Source organism: Nocardia colli (genome assembly GCF_008704205.1).
GTDB classification, from domain to species: domain Bacteria; phylum Actinomycetota; class Actinomycetes; order Mycobacteriales; family Mycobacteriaceae; genus Nocardia; species Nocardia colli.
The window spans coordinates 1-18,521 of the sequence record NZ_VXLC01000021.1 but is presented as its reverse complement, the minus strand read 5'-3'; the positions used below and the strand labels follow the sequence as shown (position 1 = coordinate 18,521).

The 18,521-nt window shown below is 63.7% G+C and carries 15 protein-coding genes; 8 read left to right on the top strand and 7 right to left on the bottom strand.

Translation table 11 applies throughout. The features are described 5' to 3' along the window. The first annotated feature begins 176 nt into the window (after positions 1-176). A complete protein-coding gene (locus tag F3087_RS34030) occupies positions 177-881 on the top strand; it encodes a hypothetical protein (protein ID WP_150406224.1) in 705 nt (234 codons plus the stop codon). A gap of 355 nt (positions 882-1,236) precedes the next feature. Beyond that, on the top strand, positions 1,237-2,313 hold the full coding sequence (locus F3087_RS34025) for a coiled-coil domain-containing protein (protein WP_191094279.1): 1,077 nt from the start codon (positions 1,237-1,239) through the stop codon (positions 2,311-2,313). Positions 2,314-2,652: 339 nt separating this feature from the next. Here F3087_RS34025 and F3087_RS34020 read toward each other — a convergent pair whose 3' ends face one another. Then, positions 2,653-3,228, bottom strand: coding sequence for a hypothetical protein (locus tag F3087_RS34020; RefSeq protein ID WP_150406222.1), 576 nt, complete (start codon positions 3,226-3,228; stop codon positions 2,653-2,655). 1,932 nt (positions 3,229-5,160) lie between these two features. Beyond that, positions 5,161-5,433 (bottom strand): helix-turn-helix domain-containing protein, encoded by a 273-nt coding sequence (locus tag F3087_RS47540; RefSeq protein WP_223885578.1) that lies wholly within the window; start codon positions 5,431-5,433, stop codon positions 5,161-5,163. A gap of 146 nt (positions 5,434-5,579) precedes the next feature. Between F3087_RS47540 and F3087_RS34010 the strand changes: the two genes are divergently transcribed. From F3087_RS34010 to F3087_RS34000, 4 genes are all read left to right on the top strand, one after another. Beyond that, positions 5,580-6,959, top strand: coding sequence for a Scr1 family TA system antitoxin-like transcriptional regulator (locus tag F3087_RS34010; protein WP_150406220.1), 1,380 nt, complete (start codon positions 5,580-5,582; stop codon positions 6,957-6,959). 957 nt (positions 6,960-7,916) lie between these two features. Then, positions 7,917-8,732, top strand: a complete 816-nt coding sequence (locus F3087_RS34005; RefSeq protein ID WP_191094278.1) for a pentapeptide repeat-containing protein — start codon at positions 7,917-7,919, stop codon at positions 8,730-8,732. Between the two features lie 131 nt (positions 8,733-8,863). Next, on the top strand, positions 8,864-9,013 hold the full coding sequence (locus F3087_RS46155; protein WP_191094277.1) for a hypothetical protein: 150 nt from the start codon (positions 8,864-8,866) through the stop codon (positions 9,011-9,013). Between the two features lie 716 nt (positions 9,014-9,729). Beyond that, on the top strand, positions 9,730-10,038 hold the full coding sequence (locus tag F3087_RS34000) for a hypothetical protein (RefSeq protein WP_150406218.1): 309 nt from the start codon (positions 9,730-9,732) through the stop codon (positions 10,036-10,038). Between the two features lie 1,100 nt (positions 10,039-11,138). On the opposite strand, the gene F3087_RS33985 is transcribed toward F3087_RS34000, so the two are convergent. From F3087_RS33985 to F3087_RS33965, 5 genes are read right to left on the bottom strand one after another with little or no spacing between them, the layout of a single operon-like run. Then, the gene (locus F3087_RS33985; protein ID WP_223885557.1) at positions 11,139-12,263 is read right to left on the bottom strand and encodes an MBL fold metallo-hydrolase; all 1,125 of its coding nucleotides are present in this window, start codon (positions 12,261-12,263) and stop codon (positions 11,139-11,141) included. 35 nt (positions 12,264-12,298) lie between these two features. Beyond that, positions 12,299-13,078, bottom strand: coding sequence for an acetoacetate decarboxylase family protein (locus tag F3087_RS33980; RefSeq protein WP_150406215.1), 780 nt, complete (start codon positions 13,076-13,078; stop codon positions 12,299-12,301). A 2-nt stretch (positions 13,079-13,080) separates the two neighbouring features. Continuing rightward, positions 13,081-13,881: an SDR family NAD(P)-dependent oxidoreductase gene (locus F3087_RS33975; RefSeq protein ID WP_150406214.1), complete on the bottom strand. Its 801-nt coding sequence runs from the start codon at positions 13,879-13,881 to the stop codon at positions 13,081-13,083. 15 nt (positions 13,882-13,896) lie between these two features. Continuing rightward, positions 13,897-15,141, bottom strand: coding sequence for an NADH:flavin oxidoreductase/NADH oxidase family protein (locus tag F3087_RS33970; protein ID WP_150406213.1), 1,245 nt, complete (start codon positions 15,139-15,141; stop codon positions 13,897-13,899). Between the two features lie 37 nt (positions 15,142-15,178). Further along, positions 15,179-16,567: a flavin-containing monooxygenase gene (locus F3087_RS33965; RefSeq protein WP_150406212.1), complete on the bottom strand. Its 1,389-nt coding sequence runs from the start codon at positions 16,565-16,567 to the stop codon at positions 15,179-15,181. Between the two features lie 111 nt (positions 16,568-16,678). On the opposite strand from F3087_RS33965, the gene F3087_RS33960 reads away from it, so the two are divergent. Together F3087_RS33960 and F3087_RS33955 are read left to right on the top strand one after the other, a co-directional pair. Beyond that, complete coding sequence (locus tag F3087_RS33960; RefSeq protein WP_223885556.1) at positions 16,679-17,314, top strand: TetR/AcrR family transcriptional regulator; 636 nt, start codon at positions 16,679-16,681, stop codon at positions 17,312-17,314. 564 nt (positions 17,315-17,878) lie between these two features. Beyond that, a complete protein-coding gene (locus F3087_RS33955) occupies positions 17,879-18,352 on the top strand; it encodes a hypothetical protein (RefSeq protein ID WP_150406211.1) in 474 nt (157 codons plus the stop codon). Positions 18,353-18,521: the final 169 nt, after the last annotated feature.

Sequence of the window (18,521 nt, the reverse complement as noted above, 5' to 3'; positions counted from 1 at the left end):
TTCGCGGTAGAATTGACGCATAGGCATCACAAGCCCGGAGCTTGTGATCACCCGGGGTATCTGGAACAACCACCCGGCGCGGCGGCTGCCGGCGTCCTCGACATCGCATCACCCCATTCAGGGGCGGAGCTGTCGATGTTCGACCGAGGCACGCAGATCTATGGGAGGAGACGAGGGTGAATGCGTTCGCTGGAACTGTTGTCACCACGATCGAAACGGTGTGGGCGGCGATCCGCCAACGCCATCCCGACGTGCCCGACGTGGTGGTCGCGATGGCCGCCGGATCGGTCGGGTCCGGCCGGGGTGTTCGGCTCGGACAGTTCGGACCCGATCGCTGGCAGCGCGGCGAACAGTGGATGCCGGAATTGTTCGTCGGGGGAGAAGGATTCGCCCAGGGCGCCCACGATGTCTTGGCCACGATGCTGCACGAGGCCGCCCACGGCGTCGCCCGCGCCCGCGGCATCCAGGACACCAGCCGCGCCGGCACCTACCACAACGCCCGATTCCAAGGCATCGCACAGGAACTCGGCCTGTCGGTGACCCGCGAACCCCACCGCGGCTGGTCGGCAACAACCCTGCCCGACGCCACCGCAACCCAGTACCGCAGCCAGATCGCCGCCCTGACCGGGGTGCTGATCGCGCGCCGCCGCTCCGAACACGAACCCCCTCCCCACGACCTGTTGGCTCCGGGTGACGACGCGGACGCCACCAACGACGAAAAGGAGCGTGAACGCGCCCCACGCAGCGGCCGAGCCCTGGTCTGTGCCTGTGATCCGGTGCGGCGGGTCCGCGCCGCGCAACGCACGATCACCGCCGGCCGGATCTTCTGCGGATTCTGCAACGAACAATTCCGAATCGCCCCGACAACCCAGGACGCGTGATGCATATGCCTCAACAACAGAATCCACACACCGGCGACCCCGACCAGGTGCTGACCTGCCAGTGCTCACCACCCCGGCACATCGAGGCCGACGAGACCACGATCGAACGCGGTACGATTGTCTGCGGGATTTGCGCGCAGCCCTTCACCACCCAGGGCTAGCTTGACGCATAAGCCTCAATCCGAAACGACTCGAGGGCTCGTTCGGCCGGATAGAGACCAAATCCGTTCGTGCGCACCGAAACCCAGGTTTGTGTCATACCCGTTCGCTACCGTGATAGGTGGTTGACGTTCACGTTGCTCTGGGGGTGAGGATGGCCGGGCCGGATCGGAAAAACCCGTGCTATGCGCTGGAGATGGATGCCGCGCTGGGCCGCTACGACGAGTACATCGACATCCGCGACCCAGGTGTGTTCGCAACGTGGCAGAAGACCTCGGGGCTGCGGTGCCTGGTCTGCCAGCATCCGGTAACGGTCTACCACTCAAGTGCGAAGAACCCGTTCGTGCGCCACGGCAAAGGCTTTGGGGTCACCGGTGATCGCGCCCTGAGGACGTCGGCGCGCGAGACGTTCTTGCACTTCCGGCTCAAACATTGGGTGTGCGCGGAACTGCGGGTGCTCGGCTCCGAGGACGCCCGGGTGGAAACCCACCTCGAGGCCCGCACGCCGGATGTGTTCGGCCACCTGCACGGGCGCGGATTCGCCGTCGAGGTCCAATGGTCGCGACTCGACCACTCCGACGCGCAAGCACGCACCCGGGATCTGCTCGCCGAGGGCGCCGACGAAGTGCTGTGGCTCACCCGCCCGTGCTCCTGGGCCGAGAAGCTGCCAGTCCTGGGCATCACCTCGTTCAACCCTGCTGGCGACGACTACGAAGCCCACACCGGATTTCTCACCTACCGCCCGCGCGCCGGCCTGCGACCCGCCCACATCTCGGTCCGTGCCTTCCTGCGTGACTGGATCGCTGGCGACCGGCTGGCATGGGCGCACCCGGACCACAAGAAAGGAGGGTGGGCCACCGTGACCGACTGGCAGCAACACACCAAAGCCCAAGCCGAGGAAATCGCGGCCAAGAAACGCCAACTCGCCGCGGCACTCACCGAACGCGACGACCTGCGTGCCAAATTCGAGACCGCCTGCAACTCGCTGCGCACCACCGCGGACAAACTCACCCGCCAAACCACCGCGGCCGAGCAAGCCCTCACCTACCGCAAACAGCTCGAAGCCAAAATCACCAGTCAAAACGCCGAACTCCACCGGGCCGACCAGAGCATCAAGACCGCCGAGCGGGAGCGGTCGGCCGCTCAGCAGAAGATGACCGACCTGACCGACCGGCTCGCCGAACAAGCCACCCAGCTCAACCTCCGCGCTGCTGCGATCTTCGCTTTGATAGGTCTTTGCCTCGCCCTGGTCTTCGTGGTCCTGCTCACCTGAGGTTTCTCATACCGAATTACCGAGGCCGGAACCTGTGCCGGAACCGAGAGCCGTTCGGGCACAATCGAACTGATCATTCGAAGGAGTTAGGACGCGCAATGCGCACCAACATGTACGAGGCGCCGTGCGCCGATTGCCGCCGCTGGGTGGGCAAGGCCGACTCGCGTGCCTAGATCGCCGCTTCAGCACTCAACCAGACCCCACTAACGCTCTAAACCGCAGCCTCTACGGGGAACAAGAACGACGTAGTCTGTTTCGACTGCCTCTATACCTACTACGGCATTGGACACGGCTATCTCCGCCCACTACCCGACAACACCTGACCGCTTCGCGATGCTGCTAGACCGCGCCGAGGATGAGACCGGCCATGGTGGTCAGTACGCCGCATATCGCTACAGTCAGGTCCTTTACTGCGTGGATTTCGAGATCTGACTTGAAGCCGGCTAACGCGTTCGCAACGGCGGCGTCGACGTCGGCCTGTGTCAGCCGCGGTGCCGCGGCGATGGCGGTCATCCTCTGCTCTGTGGTGTGGAGATCGCGCCGAATCTCGTTGACTGCGTCGAGCAGCCGGTAGACCTTTTCGTCAATGACCGCAGTAGCTGGGAAACCGTCCTGTTTCAGTACTGTCGCGGTGTCGGTGACGGTAATCGTGTCGGAGGCCTGGATCGTGGTTACGGTAGTGCGGCCGAGGATTCGCGCTTGCCAACCGCGCGCGTGATCTATGAACGCTTGCCAGGAGGCTGCTAGCCGCTTGGCTGCTTTCTCCCACGCGATCCCCAGGCCGATGACGGTGATGCCGGTCCCGGCGAGCTCCATGATCTTGCCGATGTGACCGAAAGACATCCCGGCGCCTCGGAGGACGAAAAAGCACGCGACGGACAGAACCACGCCGCCGAACGTGACAGCTTTTGCCATGTCAGAGGAGCTTACGGTGCCTCACTTTGTGCCAGGGTCGACGGAGAGGTCAAGTACATTTTCGGCGACATCACCCGCCCGATACGCTTCTCTGCATGTCTACGCTGGGCTGTCCGATTGTTGCTGGTAAACAGTCCCTGACCTGGGCAGGCCCGTCCTGATCTGGTCTTCCTGGCGGAGGTTGGCGTGAGTGCGGACATTTGGTTGTCATCATGTTGTGACGGTCCGCAAGTGCCTTCCGGTGGTGGGGGAACTGTAATGTGCCTCAGGCGAAGTGTTGCGTTGCGTGTACGCAATTGCATTGGAGAACCGGAATGCGGCGTGGTGTCCTGGTGAGGGTGCTCGACGTTCAGCTGCCGTTGTCACTTCTCACATCTGGCTACATCTCGTGAGCTATGCAAGGCTAAGGACCGTTACCGTATAAGCGTCCTGTAAGGGGCGAAGTGCTCGGGCCGGCAGTTGGTAGCTGACGACCCGAGCGCTCCGATCACTGCGGCGAGTTTGGCTTCCTATCCGCTATCGCTCGCAGTGGCAGGGTAGACAGCCTGGTGATGGCTGCCAGGCTGTCTCTGCCTGTCAGGGAGCAGAACGCTGAGATGGCGTCGAGTCCCATGGCGAGAGCCTTGCAGTATCGTCGAGCTGTTTCCTGCCGGTTGGGGGGAGTGGGTTGTTCCTCGTCCCCAGCCGTGTCCGGTACGTCGGACGGATCCACTGGACCTCCTTACTGCCCAGCTACCGACGGGGTCGGTAGCTGTGGCCGCCGACGTGTTTCGGCGGCCGGCCCAGGTGCCCTTTCGCGGGGAAAGGGGTTGCAGCAAGGAAATGCGGGTGGATCGATTCACGCAGGCCGAACTAGGCGACAGTGAAGAGCTGGGCTTCGACGTGTCCGCCGGTTAGCTCGCCCTGTCAGGCCGTTGCTGAGACCTGTAGCGAATTCGCGACTTTCGTACCGGTCGTTCGCCTACCGCGCCGAGCCGGCCGTCGGGGGCGAACTGGATTCATCGCAGGGCGGTCCGAGCCTGTCGGCGGGTGCCAACACCGCCGATGGGACAGTGACGTGCGCCGCGCCGAATAGTCGGTAAGCGGCGACTAGTCGATCGTGCAGTCGGTGGACACGCGGAATTCCCGCGGGCTCGTTCGGGGACGAGGCTGCGGTGGCGACGCGCAGTGTCGCAACGCTCATGGGGGACTCCGGTGTTCGGTTTCGCGCTGGACATTTCGTGGAGCGGGTGCCGTTGCCCGCGTTGCGGGTGCTGGCGGCGCCGGCAGGTGTAGGCCGTTTGGTGTGGTCCTACCCTTGCTCCCCGTGGCCGGGGGTGCTGGCCGTGGGAAGCTCGACGGGACAAGCCTGGCATTAAACAGGGACAGAATGCTCACGTTTGGTGTCCACGCACAAGTCCTACTGGCCAGTATTTTAGTTCGGTCGTACAAGAATCCTCGCCGACATCGATGGCTGAGCCGATTTTTTGCTGAGGTAGACGGTGGCTACCGTTCGGTAAGATTTAGGCCTTTCGTTCACATTGTTCGTTATCTAATCGTTATCTGACTTGCTTGGTTACTCACGGGTACAACCCTTGGACCGGGTGGTAAGTGGATCGACCACAATCCGCGCCCAACTTCAATTTTGGTACACGCTCCGTTGCGCTATCGTTACAGAAGTCTCCTACTCGTCAGTAGTGCATCAACTCTCGTGAGCATCAGATCGGCGCGCAGCCGAAGCGCTCGAATGTGCGTTCGGTAAGGAAGGCGCAGCTGAGCGGTAGACGAGGCGCGACCCTCCTTGGCTCTAGCGCGGGGCAGTCGTGCCGGTGTCTGAGGCAGTTGATTCGGGGGTGAAGGGTGCCTCGGTCTTCGCCGGGGCCTGTGGAATTCATCTGGTGCCATGCCGCGCCGGCCCGGGCACGTGACCCCTGGCCCGCTCTCCAGATGGCTCTATCGGAGGGGCTTTGCAAACCCGGCTAGTCGATCGGGCGCAGCGTCGGATTCGCCGGATTCGGCCATGATCGCGATCGGATCCACGTTCAAAGCCTCGGCGACCTTGTGAGCGTTCGGGCGCGTGCAGGCGCGGAGTCCGCGCTCGATGTTGGCTAGATGCGACGCGCTGATCCCGATCTGTCGCGCGAGGTCGCGGCGGCTGACCCCGGACCTTTCGCGGAGTGCCCGGATGGTTGCTCCGACCCTCACCTGGTCCTGCGACGATTGCATGTGCGCATCGTAGCCAGTAATTGGCAGCGTTTGCCAGCATGAATAGGAATCCTGTGCCATTGGAGCGATCTAGCAAGGTCACCGCATGGTCTAAGCACGTGAACTTATTCTTTGGTCACCCTGACTAAGGGTGGCATCATGTGCCTATGAGCGCGGGCAAGGACTGGAAGCGTTTGGCAGATCGTGTGGTCTCCCGCCGCGAGGAGCTCTCGTTGCATACTCGCCAGGACTTGGCCGATGCGACCGGTTTGAGCTACCGGCTCCTGGGTGACCTCGAACGGGGGGTCCGAGGGATGTCCGAAGGAACCTTGGCGCTGGTCGAGCAAGCATTGGGGTGGTCGCCTGGCAGTGCTCACCGAATCTTGAACGGTGGTGACCCCCTCGTCATTCGCGAGTCGGTGACCAAGGGGCATCCTGTACGGCCAAGTGAGTGGAACGACAGTCGGAAACTGGGATCGGCGGTTCGCGCGATGGCTGATGCCTACAAGCTTGCCGCTGAAATATCGGAGGCAGGCGATGGGGCAACGGGTGACCGGCTGTTGGAAATTCTTGGTGACATTGCCCAGTCGCTGACGGTCAATTCGGCGACACGCGGAGAATTTTCGATTGAATCGTTCCATCCGGATACTCAGCCTATAGCGGCCTATCGTGAGGTGCATCCAACAATCTCAACAATGGTTCTCGGTAGAAACATGAGAAGGTTGCGTGAGACCGCAGGGATGACCCCCGAGCAAGTGAGTGCGCGAACGTTCCTCACTACGTACAGCATCCACCTTTTGGAGCTCGGTAAGGCGGTATTCAGCAGTGATTCTTTGAGCGATCTACTCAATGCATATAAGCTGAACGATCCGGGTTTGAGGCAGGAACTCTTCAGGATCGCCGAGGACGCCAGCCATCCGGGGTGGTGGGCCCGCTATACCGAAATCATGCCAGCATGGTTCAAGAGCTATATCAGTCTTGAGCAGTGCGCCAGGATAATTCGAACACACGAGGCGCAGTTCGTACCCGGGCTCTTGCAGACCGCAGCCTACGCGCGGGCAGTAATCGGTACTCTGGGCCTCGATACGGAGCGGCGCGTAGAAATGCGTATTGAGCGCCAAAAGATGCTGTCGGTGAAGAATGCTCCTAAGTTGTGGGCAGTTATCGATGAGAGTGCGTTGCGTCGACAGGTTGGTGGGCCCGAAGTTCTGCGTGGGCAGATCGAACACCTCATCGAAGCGGCAAAAATGGATAACATCGTAATCCAAATTCTTCCGACGAAGCGTGTGGCAAACGAAATCGCCGAGTCTTTCAGCTTGCTGCGGTTCAATGAGAAAGAACTTCCTGATCTCGTTTATATCGAGCAATTGACGAGCGCTCTGTATATGGAAGGAAAGCGGGATGTACAACCCTACACCGCTCTAATGGACAGGCTGTGTGTGATGTCCTACACGCCCGAACAGTCCACAAACTTTCTCTATCAGCTGCGCGACCAGTACTCGGGCCTGGCGGCAGCTTCGTCAGGGACTATCAAAAAAGGTGCCTGATTTGTGTTCAGGGAGTATCGCTGCCCCTGCTCCCTTTCGGCGTCGCTTTGTGCTGGGCTCCGGCGAACCCTCTCGAAGGTGAGGTCGCTCTAGCGCAGCTGGTCCCGTGCAACCCGCTGCGGCACAGACGATGAGACCGACACCGCGTCGGCGCCGCCCGCAACCCCGTGAAATCCACCACGCACTGCACCTCGACCATCCTCAGTCCACGGCGTCCGGCACTGAATGATCTCGGAGGGGACGGTTTCGGCCAGTAACCCCCGGCACCCTCCAGTCAATGGCCCGTTGCTCGAACCAGGCATTCGCGATCTTACTTGCGCGCGCACGGTCTTCTTCGGCCTGCGGTTGACCTGTAAGAGAGGGCTCGCATCGCGGTGCGGGGTGCAGGTCAGGACTGATTGTCATACTCAATTCGACGTCACTTCTCTGGGGGGGTCACCGAGGTACGGCCTGGGGTTTGGGCAGTTCAGCGGTGGTCCGCTGACGGAGGCCATGCACGACAGCTGTCGTGCATGTGTTCTCAGGTCGAGCTCCCGGCATCTCCGAGAACTTCGCCGGCACCGCGGCGGACGCACCCTCATGCCGATTACACGACGTTCAGCGAGATCTCGGAGGCCGCGAACCGGACCAGTACGGCAGGTGATACTGGTGGGCTCGCGAAATCAACTACCGCGAATTGACGGTGCCCAACCGTGGTGGTGCGGAGGTGTCTGCGGCGTAGTGTCCAGGTTGCGGTGACCTGAGCTGGAACGTTGTTGCAGATCAACAGCTGCGCGCACGTTCTCGGGACAAGACCAGTCGAAAGATCCTTCTTTACACTAGTTTTCACGCTTTACAGGATTGCCAGGGGAGGAACATGTGACCGCAGGTAACCCGCCGGTGCCCTCTCCGGATCCAACCCCTCCTCCACCAGCCCCACCCACCCCGTCGTTCTCGCGGATCCAGCGGATAGGCCGGGTGCTGCACACGATCTTCACCTGGCCTGGCTGGACCACGTTCACCGCATCAGTCACTGCACTGGCCGCGGTGGCGGCGCTGTATTTCACGGGCCAGACACTCCGTGCCACCAACAACCAGAACAGTTCAGCGCGTGACTCAGCTATCACCGAACGGTTCGCCAAAGCGACCGAGCAGCTCAGTTCCGACAAACTCAACTCTCGGGTAGCGGGTGTCTACTTGCTGGGGCGACTGGCTCGCGATTCCGCTGACGATCGAACAGCAGTCGTGGACGTACTCTCGGCGTTTGTGCGGACCAGCTCCCCGCTCGAGAAATGTAACGGCCGTCCACGAGCTCTTTTTGACTTACAGGCCGATATCCAAGCGGTACTGACGGTGCTCAGCAGGCTGCCGCCGTCGGCGCTGTTCAGGACGGATCTTTCCCGAATATGCTTGGCCGGAGCGAACCTCAGAGACGGCAGCCTGGCGGGGGTGAACTTCTTCGGGTCGGATCTGACGGACAGTGTGTTCGACCACGTGGATCTGACCAGGGCCGAGCTGTCGAACGCCAACCTGACTCGGGTGGGGTTCGGTAACACCACGTTGGTCTGGGCGCACCTCGATTTCACGAACCTGACCGAGGCGGAGTTTGCCGGCGTACAGGTCGACTGGGTGAGCTTCGCTGGCGCGAACGTGGCGGGAGCCAAGCTTCGACAGGCGTGGGGTCTGGAGGCCGATATGTTCCCCCGGGATCCCGGCGGACTGCTGGTGTATTGCGACAGCAAAACCAGGTGGCCACCAAACTTCAATGTGCCCCCCTGCCGATCCGAACCCTGACCAGCTATAAACCCCCTGGCTACAGCAAGCGATAGTGCGCGCACATGCCGCTTATCGAGCGGTAGCGGACAACTCCGGACAACTCCGCCGCCGAACGGAACCACCGACGCGGCTAGGCCCGTCAAAGAAGCATGGCCGAATTCGACGCCGACCCGTGGGATGGGTACACCCCCGAGGGTCTGTTGAGTCAATGCCAGATGTGGCAAGAGTGGATGGACGGAACGTACTTCACCGCCGTTCGCCCGCCGGACTGGAAGCCCTGGCCCGACGAGCCCAGCTGAGCCTGTCGCACACCCCCAGAGAACCGTTGCAGAACAAGCCTATGGATCAGCAGATGCAACAATGCGCTACAGGTTGAGGACCCCTAGAGAACGGCAAACTCGGGGCCGCGGTTCCTGCGGCGGCTCGGTTGTCCGGCCGGTGTCCCCCGTCGGCAAGACCCGGACTTCCGAGGCGTAAGCACACAGCTACCTACTGCGAGCGGGCGGGTTGTCGCGGGGCGACAGCGCTCGCGCCACTGTCCACTGCCGGGTTTCGACGCGCCCCTGCCCATCCGCGGTCGAGATGGCGAAGCCCACCAGGCCGATCCAGGAGCCGTCGGTGCATTGTGCCCAGGCGTAGAGCAGTCCGGGAACGGTGCTCGTGCAGTCGAGGCCGGCGCATCTCTCGCCAGTCGGTAGCTGTTGCACTGTTCATTGACGCGCGATATAAGCGGCATGACAGTGCATCGAGGGCGCGCCTACGACAATGGCAAAGCGGGCCGCAGCTGTCCGTCCCTGGGCAACCGCTCAAAGTGGTGGTGAGGCGTTCCCCTGTCCCGGGAGATTCGATACCCGCAATTCGCACGATTTCTACAGCCGTACTGTGCGATCCTTGCTACGTCGATCGCGTCAGATGCCTTGCGCAGCAAAGTATCTGACGATACCCGCAATTCGCAGGAGTGAGACATGACAGAAATCCAGAGTCGTTGAACACGCGAGGCCCGGCCAAGGTCTCGATGCCTCCGGCCGAAAGCAGTGAACTGTTGGTGATTTCGGCTGCCGCCGTATTGCCGGAGGCAGTGGGCGAACTTACCGTTCAGATTACGGACGGGGTTCCTGAGCTGGTACTCACCGGAGGTCCTGTTTTCCCGCAGAACCTTACGGTCCTGGACGCTTCGGGCAGGCGGATCGCTACCTACGTGGTGACACCTCAGGCTGTTCCAGAGGTGGAAAGTTGGATCGTCGAAAGCGACCGTCTTCGCGACGTCTCGGAGCTCTACGACGGGCTCCACATTCAAATCGACGTCTCGCCCTATATCGGGTAGGACGTTAGGCGAGGGTCACGCACCCATGCGGACACTGATCGCCGGTCGGACTCCCGCGAAGCGACATGCACAGCGGCCCGTTCCCGAATTGCCCGGGGACGGGCCGCTGTTTGCTGTGCGGCATGCGGCATGCGGCATGCGGCATGCGGCATGCGGCATGCGGCATGCGGCATGCGGCATGCGGCATGCGGCATGCGGCATAGAACAGTCGCCGGTTGCTGTGAAGGTGGCATGCGCCCGGTTCCTGATGGTTGCGCAAGTGACGGCAGTGCTGCGTCACGCGTGTCCGATCCAGAATCTCTTTGGCGGTTGTGGTGATGGCCCATCCAAGGTTGGGGCCGTCTCGAATGACTGGAGTTGTCGAGTTCGATTCGCACGCTGGCCCTCTGGGTCAGACCGAGCCAAGGGAGATCGTATGCGCAAGGTTTTGAACCGTCGCCTGCGCCGTAACGGGATTGTCGATGTCATCACTCGCCGCGTTTGTGTGTGTCTAGGCGCATTTGTCGTCGCCGGATTCAGTATGGCTGCCCCTCTGGCCATGGCCGCGCCCTCGCCGGTGGACTCAGCTATTGCGTGGGGCCCCGAGCAGCCGTGCCTGGAGACCAGCACCGGCGAAATCTCAGCTCGAGCATGCCCAGCGAACCAGGAGTACAAGATTTGTGGGCCGAAGTGCGAACCAACAGTCGCGAACCCGAATCCTGACTGCGAAGACTCTGGGTGCGTGAAAGGGTGCTTCTGCAAGAAGGGATACATCCGGGACAAGCCGAACGGCAAATGCATCCCCAAGGACGATGCACAGAACGACGAATAATCGCTGCTGGCATCCTGAGGATCTCGCGCCGAACGCGAACTTTCGGAAAACGTGCCGGCCGGCAGATCTGCGTGTTTAGCAACCGGTCGGCCCGTTCCCCCACGACGGGCCAGCCCGACGCCCTCAATTCGGCATGTGCGGACACCAGAACGGCCCGAGTTGCCTCGGGCCGTTGATCTTCCGCAGGGTGGCGTCAGGCCGCGTCGAACGCGCGGGTCGCGGCATTATCGTGTGTTTGTCCGTTGTGGGGTGGTTCGGTGAGGGTCGCCGGTCGGGCGTATCCGGTGGGTCAGCGGTGCTGGATGGCGCGGTGGGTGAAGGTGGGTGAGGTGCCCGGGCTGAGTAGCGCGCCGGTGAGTTCGCTGGAGGGGAAGAACTGGAGGAATCGCGGATCTTGCTGGGAGGCATCGGCAATGGTTTTTTCGATGACGAGTGAGTTGTATTGCTCGTAGGTGGTTTCGAGAGTGTTCGCATTGAGGATGACCTCGTGCCCCCAGGATTTCGCCGCGCGGGACAGGCCCGGGATGCGGGAGTGCTGCGGTGTGAGGCATTCGGTGGCGATGGCGTTTTCGCTGATGGCCCAGAGGCCGGTGTCGGTGTTGAGTATCAGTGATTGGTTGCCCTTGGCGTGGCCGGGTGTGTTGATCAGTGCGACGCCGGGGCCGAGCAGCACGCTGCCGTCGAGGGGCAGGATCTTTTCCGGTGGCAGGTCGAGGAAGGTCCGTGGCTGATACCAGGGGCGCTGGAATGGGTGCAGGTCCGCCATCGCCGTCAATTCCGCACGCTGAGCGAGCAGCTTGGCGTTGGGGAAGGCCGCGGCCACCGGCCGGTCCGGGCTGATGTCGGTCTGGGGGCGGGTGGTGCCCAGCCAGCGCCGCACGTCCTGGGTGTGTAGGTGATCGAAGGCCAGGTAGTCGACCTCGGCGGGGTCGAGGCCGGCTTTGCGGCAGGCGGTCAGCACATCGGAGTGTTCGGAGACGAACAGGTTACGCAGCGGACCCGGCACCATCTTGTCGAGTTCGGCGAAATATGGTGTGTAGGAGTCGAGTTCGTGATCGCTGGGCTCGAACAGCAGTGTTCGGGGGGTGCTGTCGGATTCGGTCCAGCGCACGATGAGCATACGGTTGCTGATGGTGAGGAACGGTGTCGGGCTGATCGCGGCCCGGAACAGCCCGTAGCGGGTCGGATACGGCAGCGAGATCAGGTCATGGGTGCGTACCGAGTCCGGGGTGCCGGTTGCGGCGAACTCGCGCCGGAAATCCAGTGCGGCACTGCGGCATGCGCGCAACCGGGGGCCGAAGCCGCCGGGCGCGGTGAGGGCTTTGTCGAAGGTGTCGATGCGGGGGAATGGTGCGGTCGTTGCCGGTCGCGGAATGGCGATCGGTTCGGTGGTGAGACGTTCGGCGATACTCACTGCGGTTTCCTAAGGTGGCGGTGGGGAGCGACCGGTCAGAGGATCCGTGGACGGATACGAGTCATGGTGAACAGCGGCGTCAGCGGGCGCACGGGGATCGGCGGCATCCACACACCCAGCAGGTCCACGCGGTGCAGTCGCGCCTCGAGTACCCGGCCGATGCCCATCTGATCGATCGGATCACGTTCGGAGCCATGGACTTCCAGCGTGAAGTCTTCGATTCGCCGCACCTCGACCACGCTCTCGCGTGGAGTGAAGGCCACCAGCCAGGACGGGAAGACCCCACCGAGGCCGACGACGTTGCGGTGCGGGCGGGCCAGGATCGGCGGCGGATCGGTGATGACCTCGCCGAGCCGCCCGCTCATGGTGAGCAGCTTGTGCCCGCGCCGGGTTGCCTGGCAACGGATCTCGGTGTCGGTAACGGTCCAGTCGACCTCACCGAGTTTCTTCGGGTAGCCGAGCAGTTCACGGCCGATGATCAGCGCCACGTCGTCGTCGAGAATCATCCATGGGCAATGGATTCCGGTGCCCTGCACGGTCTTGACGTGCACGAACAGACCTGCTTCGTGGTAGCCCGGGGACTGGAAGTTGTTGTCCGGAAAACAAGCCGTGAACAGGTCCGCGCGGGCAGGCTCGGTGAGCCGCACTCCTGCGGGCAGCCACTGCTTCATCCGCTCGGGGTCGACTTCGACTGTGGCACTGAAGTAGTGCGCGTCACGGTAGAGGCTGTGGCGCGGATCGGCCAGCGCCAGTACACGGCGCAGATCCGCGCCGAGCGAGCGCCCCATGGTGCGGATGGCGGGTTCCCAGCCCATGGTCACTGGACCTTTCGGTAGACGGTGCGCAGGATCGGGCCGATCAGCGCGCGGGGGGTGTACTGGCCGCCGAGGGTCTGTGCCTTGGCGAAAACTCCGGGGACTACCCGGCGGCGACCGGCGGCCAGGCCCGCGATCGCTTCGGCGGCCGCGTGTTCCGCGCTCACCCACAACGGGGCCGGGATCAGGCGATCCACGTTCGGAATCTCGGCGACCTCGGCGTATTCGGTGCGCACCGGACCGGGCGCGAGCAGCGTGCACCCCACACCGGTGCCGGCGAGTTCGCCGTGCAGCGATTCGGCGAGGGTGTTGGCGAAGGCTTTGGACGCGGCGTAGGTGGCGTTGTGCGGGCTGGGCTGGTTGCCCGCGGTGGAGCCGGTGATCAGGATCGCGCCCGCGTCGCGCGCCACCATGCCGGGCAGCACGGCGAGCGTGAGATCGTGTACTGCCACCGAATTAAGCTCGACCTGCCGCCGTTCGCGGGCCGGGTCGGCGGCGGCGAGTTCGCCGTAGGTGGCGAACCCGGCGTTGTTACACAGCACCGCGATAGTGCGAGTGGTGAGTTCGTCGCACAGTGTCGCGCGGGCGTCCCGGTCGGCCAGGTCGACCGCGCGGATCTCGGCCTCGACGCCGTAGCGGCCGGCGAGCCGGCCGGCCAGCTCACGCAGCCGGTCCTCGCGCCGCGCCACCAGGATCAGTGAATACCCTTGCCGGGCAAGGTTTTCAGCGAGTGCGGTGCCGATGCCGGATGAAGCTCCGGTGATGACGGCGCGGGCATCGGGAGTAGGTTCGGGCAGGCTCATGGCTCTCCTCGGTGATCAGAACTGGGTGAGCGCGCGGGCGGTCACGGCGGCGCCGGCGGCGGCGAGGGTGCGCAACGCGCCCGGCCCGCCGACATGCTTCTCGCCTGCGGCGATGCGACGGAAATTCGCTGCGTGCCAAGCGATTTGGAGGTAGGAGTTGATCGGGTCCGCGCCGGGCAGCGGGATGCGTGGCGCGCCCGGCGACGTCTGCGGCTCGGTGGCTCCGGCGAGCAGCTCTGCCGCGATATCGGGGCGCACGGCGAACGGGCGGCCGAGTCCGATCACATCGACCGCGCCATCGGCGAGCACGTCGTTCATGAAGTCGAGGGTGCGGATACCGCCGGTGAGCATGAGCGGCATCGCCGAACGAGCGCGCAGCTCCTGGGCGTACCGCAGGAAATACGCTTCACGCTCGCGGGTGCTGTCGGCCACGACACCGGTCATCGCCGGTGCCTCGTAGTTGCCGCCGGATATCTCCAGCAGATCGACCCCGGCCTGCTCCAAAGCGAGTGCGACATCGCGGGATTCACTCTCCTGCAGCCCGTTGCGCTGGAAGTCGGCCGAGTTCAGCTTCACCGACAGCAGAGCGCCGGGGCCGATCGCCTTGCGCACCTCCGCCACCACCTCGAGCAGCAACCGGCGCCGGTTGGCAGGGGTGCCGCCGTAGCGATCCGAACGCTGATTGGCGATCGGTGAGAGGAACTGCGAGAGCAGGTAGCCGTGCGCGGCATGCACCTGAACACCGGCAAAGCCCGCGCTCACGGCGAGGTCGGCGGTGCGGGCGTAGCGGCGGCGCAGCTCGGCGATATCTGTCGTGCTCAGTTCCCGCGGCTTACGCAAGTTGAAGCCGACCGCCTGCGGGCGCAGCGGTGACGGGCCGACCGGGCGGCGGTGCAGCGGTCCGACCGCGACGCGCCCGGGGTGATTGATCTGCATGACCATGACCGCGCCCGCGCGCGATCCGGCCCGTGCCCAGTTGCCGACGGCCTCGAGGTGCCGATCGTCTTCGAGGGTCACGTTGCGTGGTTCGACATAGGCGCGGCGGTCGATCATGACGTTTCCGGTGATCAGCAGCCCCGCACCGCCGCGGCCCCAGGCGCTGTAGAGGCGGGTCAAGGTCTGGCTGGGCGAGCCGTCGACCTGGGCGAGCTGCTCACTCATCGCGGCCTTGGCCAGGCGATTGGGCAAAATGACACCGCACGGCAGCGCCAGTGGGCTGCCGACGGCGACGAGGCGCGTGGTGCGGTTCGTGGGAGGCATGAGCGGGACTCCTGTTGGTGGGATGGGTGATTGGAGGTCAGGCGATACGGCGGGCGGCGGCGAGCAGAGGGCGCAACACACTGCCGGGTAGGCCACGTACTGCGGGCGGTGTTTGCGGCTGCGCCGCTTCAGGTTTCGCCTCGGCAGCGGTGCCGAGGAGCAGCCCACGCAGCATGGACAGCTGGGTCATGGTCCGCACCAGCCAGCGCCCGCGTAGCACTTCCCAGCGCAATTCCGGTCCGCCCGCGAGGATTTCGCTCGACGGCTCGGTGATACGTGCGTACAGATCACCGACCGGCGTCGGCATCCGCTGCTGCAACAACGCGGCCTCGGCCAGCAGCCTGGAGCTGTTCATCAGCAGCATGCCCGCGCCCGAGCGCGGCGCGACCAGCCCGGCGAAGCACAGATTGGCCAGCCCCGGCGCGAAGGTGTGCGCGATCAGCCTCGGCTGTCGTTTCTCCCACTCGAGCAGCCCGTCACGCAGGAACGGAAAGGTGGTCCGGAACCCGGTCGCCCACACGACGGTGTCGTACTCACCGCTGCTGCCATCGACGAAATGCACTGCGCGCCCGTCGAACCGGGTGATCTCCGGCCGCACGGCGATACGGCCGTGCTTGAGAAAATACGGCAGCTGCTGATTGACCACCAGATCCTGATCGAAGATCCGATGCGTGGGCTTGTTCAGTCCGAAGCTGCGATAGCTCCCCATGCCCAGGGCGACGATCGAGCGAAATATCGCCTCCTGCACCAGTTTCGGCACCGGCACCGAACCGACGTCGAACTTGGCGCTCGGGACGCCGAGCACATACTTCGGGATGAACCAATAGCTGCGGCGCAGCGAGATCTCCGAATTCCCGAAGCTCAGCGCCGCTTCCACCGCGAGGTCGCAACCGGAATTCCCGGCACCGACCACCAGCACACGGGGACCGGACAGATCGGCGGGCCGCTTGTAGTCCTTGGAGTGGATCTGCCTACCGGTGAATTCGCCCGGATATGACGGAACGTTGAGGTCCCAATAGTGCCCGTTGGCGACGACGACACCGGTGTACTCACGCACCTCGCCGTTCGCGAACCCGACCCGCCACCCGGCCAGTCCCGAATCATCGAGCGGCGCGACGTCGGTCACCAGCGCGCCGAACTCGATCCGATGATCCAGCCCGAATTCCGCAGCGAATGAACGCAGGTAGTCGCACATCTGCGCGGCACTGGGGAAGTCGGGATATTCCTCGGGCATCGGATAGTCCGGATACCCGGTCACATCCTTGGAGCTGATCAGATACGTCGAGTCGTAAACCCCGTGCGACCAGTTACCGCCGATGGCATCGGTGGCCTCGACGTGGTCGTAATCCAGACCCAGATCCGCATACGCCTTCGCCACCGCCAATCCGGTGTACCCGGCCCCGATGATGCAGTATCGACGCGTCATTGCGACCTCCCATCAAAAGCTACAGTCGCTGTAGCTACACTGAGTGTAGTATTTGCGGAGCGCGGGCACGATGTCAAGTAGCCCCCTGGACGAAAGAGGTGAATCGCGATCATGGCCGAACGGCGAAACCGCGCCTACGCACCGCGAATGGCCCCCGAACAGCGGCGCGAACAACTCCTCGACGCCGTGCTGCGCGTGATCGTGCAGCACGGCGTGCACAAGGTGTCCATCGACACCGTCGCGAAGGAAGCCGGCGTCAGCCGCCCCGTCGTCTACGGCGTATTCGACGACTCCGCGCAGCTCCTGCGCGCCTCCCTCGACCGCGAGGAGACCGCGGCCCTGACCCAGATGGCGGAGGCCGTGCCACTGGCCTCCGGCGACCCGGTCCAGGCCATGACCGAAAGCCTCGAACACTTCCTCACCGCGATCCGGTCCGCTCCCGACCGATGGCGAGCCATCTTTCTCATCGCCGACGCCAGCACACCCACCTTCCGGCGCCGCCTCGACAACGGCCGACAGGCGTTCATCGCCGCGCTCGCAGCCTTCGTCCGAGCCGCGACACCACCCGAACGACTCCCCGACGTCGATGTCGAACTGACCGCCCGGACCATGTACGCCCTGTTCTGGGAAGCGGGCCGCCTAGTTCTGGCCGACCCCGAAACCTACCCCCCGCAACGGATTCGAGACTTCGCCAACACCCTCATACCCGCCCTACCGGCCTTCAACGACACGAGCCCGTCGCGATGACAGGCCGAGGCAATCCCTCCGTACCCCACCCGAGCTGCATCCCGCTCTCGCGGTCGTCGAACTCCAGTACACCTGACTCGCAACACACTGACCTGCGAACCTTCCCGGTCGAGCACCAAGCCGATGCACCCACCCGTCGTGCTGCGCCCGTCGCAAACCGAAGACAACTGCCGACGTCCACTAGGACGCCGAGTCTGGACTGAACGGGCTGAAATCGGCAAGACCGGATATTGAGAGGCGCTGCCAGCCAACCAAATTGGACGCCCGGACATCGCTCGCTCAGCGGCATGTGCGGACATCCGGACTCATCAAACCTGCTGGTGATCGCTGAACCTGGGGAAAGGGTTCGACGCGACTCGGGAACACCGCTCCCACATGCTCGCTCTGGCAATCCTTCTACTGGGCTGACGCACCGGTGGACCAATGCCCCCGCCGTGTAGTGAGGTCTGCTGCCGTATCCAACACGCACCGATCCGGAACGGCTCGAGCCTCGAATAACCAGCTGGAATAGTTTCGGCTGGTTGGATCGTGCCGGAGCACGAGCGGCCGGGCCAGGTGCGAAATATGCACAACGACGACGGAAGGCTACCCATGACGCGTCACAACATGTCCGGCAAACTCCTGCGGCTGGGCGCGCGAGGAGTCCTCGCCTGCGTCGCGGCCACCATCGCTCTCGGGCCAGTACAGGCCACGATCGCGAATGCCGCGCCCGGCAGCCCGAAAGACCTGATCATCAAGTCCCAATCCAACAAGCGCCAGTACCTCCTCACCGGTCTGACTGTCCACGAAGCGACCGACGCCGCTGAAGCCTGCAAGACATGGGGCGGCAAACTGGCGGAGTGGGACACGGTGCCTGAGAAGGCGCGGGACAAGCTGTTGAACGCATTGAAGGTCAACGCGGAGACCACCTTTATCGCCCCACACGCAGATGAGGCAGCACGGATCATGTCTGTTGACTCAGAAGGGAATATGACCTTCGATAACCTTGCCGAACACGAGGAGGGTGCTCGTGCGCTGTGTGAGAAGCCACTCGGCTGACAGAACACCAATCATCCACTGATGCCGGGGCCCGGCGACGGACTGTAATCGGCTATGAGCGGACACAGCAGCGGCCCCGAGATGCCCCGGGGCCGTTGATCTTCGGCTAGGTCACGCTGGCCGCTTCGAACCGCGCGGGAAGCGGCAGAAGACCTCCGATCGTGCTAAC

What these genes read in the sequence shown, in the direction of transcription:
- F3087_RS34025 (WP_191094279.1), top strand. Translation starts at nt 1,237, where the DNA reads ATGGATGCCGCGCTGGGCCGCTACGACGAGTACATCGACATCCGCGAC.
- F3087_RS34020 (WP_150406222.1), bottom strand. Translation starts at nt 3,228, where the DNA reads ATGGCAAAAGCTGTCACGTTCGGCGGCGTGGTTCTGTCCGTCGCGTGC.
- F3087_RS47540 (WP_223885578.1), bottom strand. Translation starts at nt 5,433, where the DNA reads ATGCAATCGTCGCAGGACCAGGTGAGGGTCGGAGCAACCATCCGGGCA.
- F3087_RS34010 (WP_150406220.1), top strand. Translation starts at nt 5,580, where the DNA reads ATGAGCGCGGGCAAGGACTGGAAGCGTTTGGCAGATCGTGTGGTCTCC.
- F3087_RS46155 (WP_191094277.1), top strand. Translation starts at nt 8,864, where the DNA reads ATGGCCGAATTCGACGCCGACCCGTGGGATGGGTACACCCCCGAGGGT.
- F3087_RS34000 (WP_150406218.1), top strand. Translation starts at nt 9,730, where the DNA reads ATGCCTCCGGCCGAAAGCAGTGAACTGTTGGTGATTTCGGCTGCCGCC.
- F3087_RS33980 (WP_150406215.1), bottom strand. Translation starts at nt 13,078, where the DNA reads ATGGGCTGGGAACCCGCCATCCGCACCATGGGGCGCTCGCTCGGCGCG.
- F3087_RS33975 (WP_150406214.1), bottom strand. Translation starts at nt 13,881, where the DNA reads ATGAGCCTGCCCGAACCTACTCCCGATGCCCGCGCCGTCATCACCGGA.
- F3087_RS33970 (WP_150406213.1), bottom strand. Translation starts at nt 15,141, where the DNA reads ATGCCTCCCACGAACCGCACCACGCGCCTCGTCGCCGTCGGCAGCCCA.
- F3087_RS33965 (WP_150406212.1), bottom strand. Translation starts at nt 16,567, where the DNA reads ATGACGCGTCGATACTGCATCATCGGGGCCGGGTACACCGGATTGGCG.
- F3087_RS33960 (WP_223885556.1), top strand. Translation starts at nt 16,679, where the DNA reads ATGGCCGAACGGCGAAACCGCGCCTACGCACCGCGAATGGCCCCCGAA.
- F3087_RS33955 (WP_150406211.1), top strand. Translation starts at nt 17,879, where the DNA reads ATGCACAACGACGACGGAAGGCTACCCATGACGCGTCACAACATGTCC.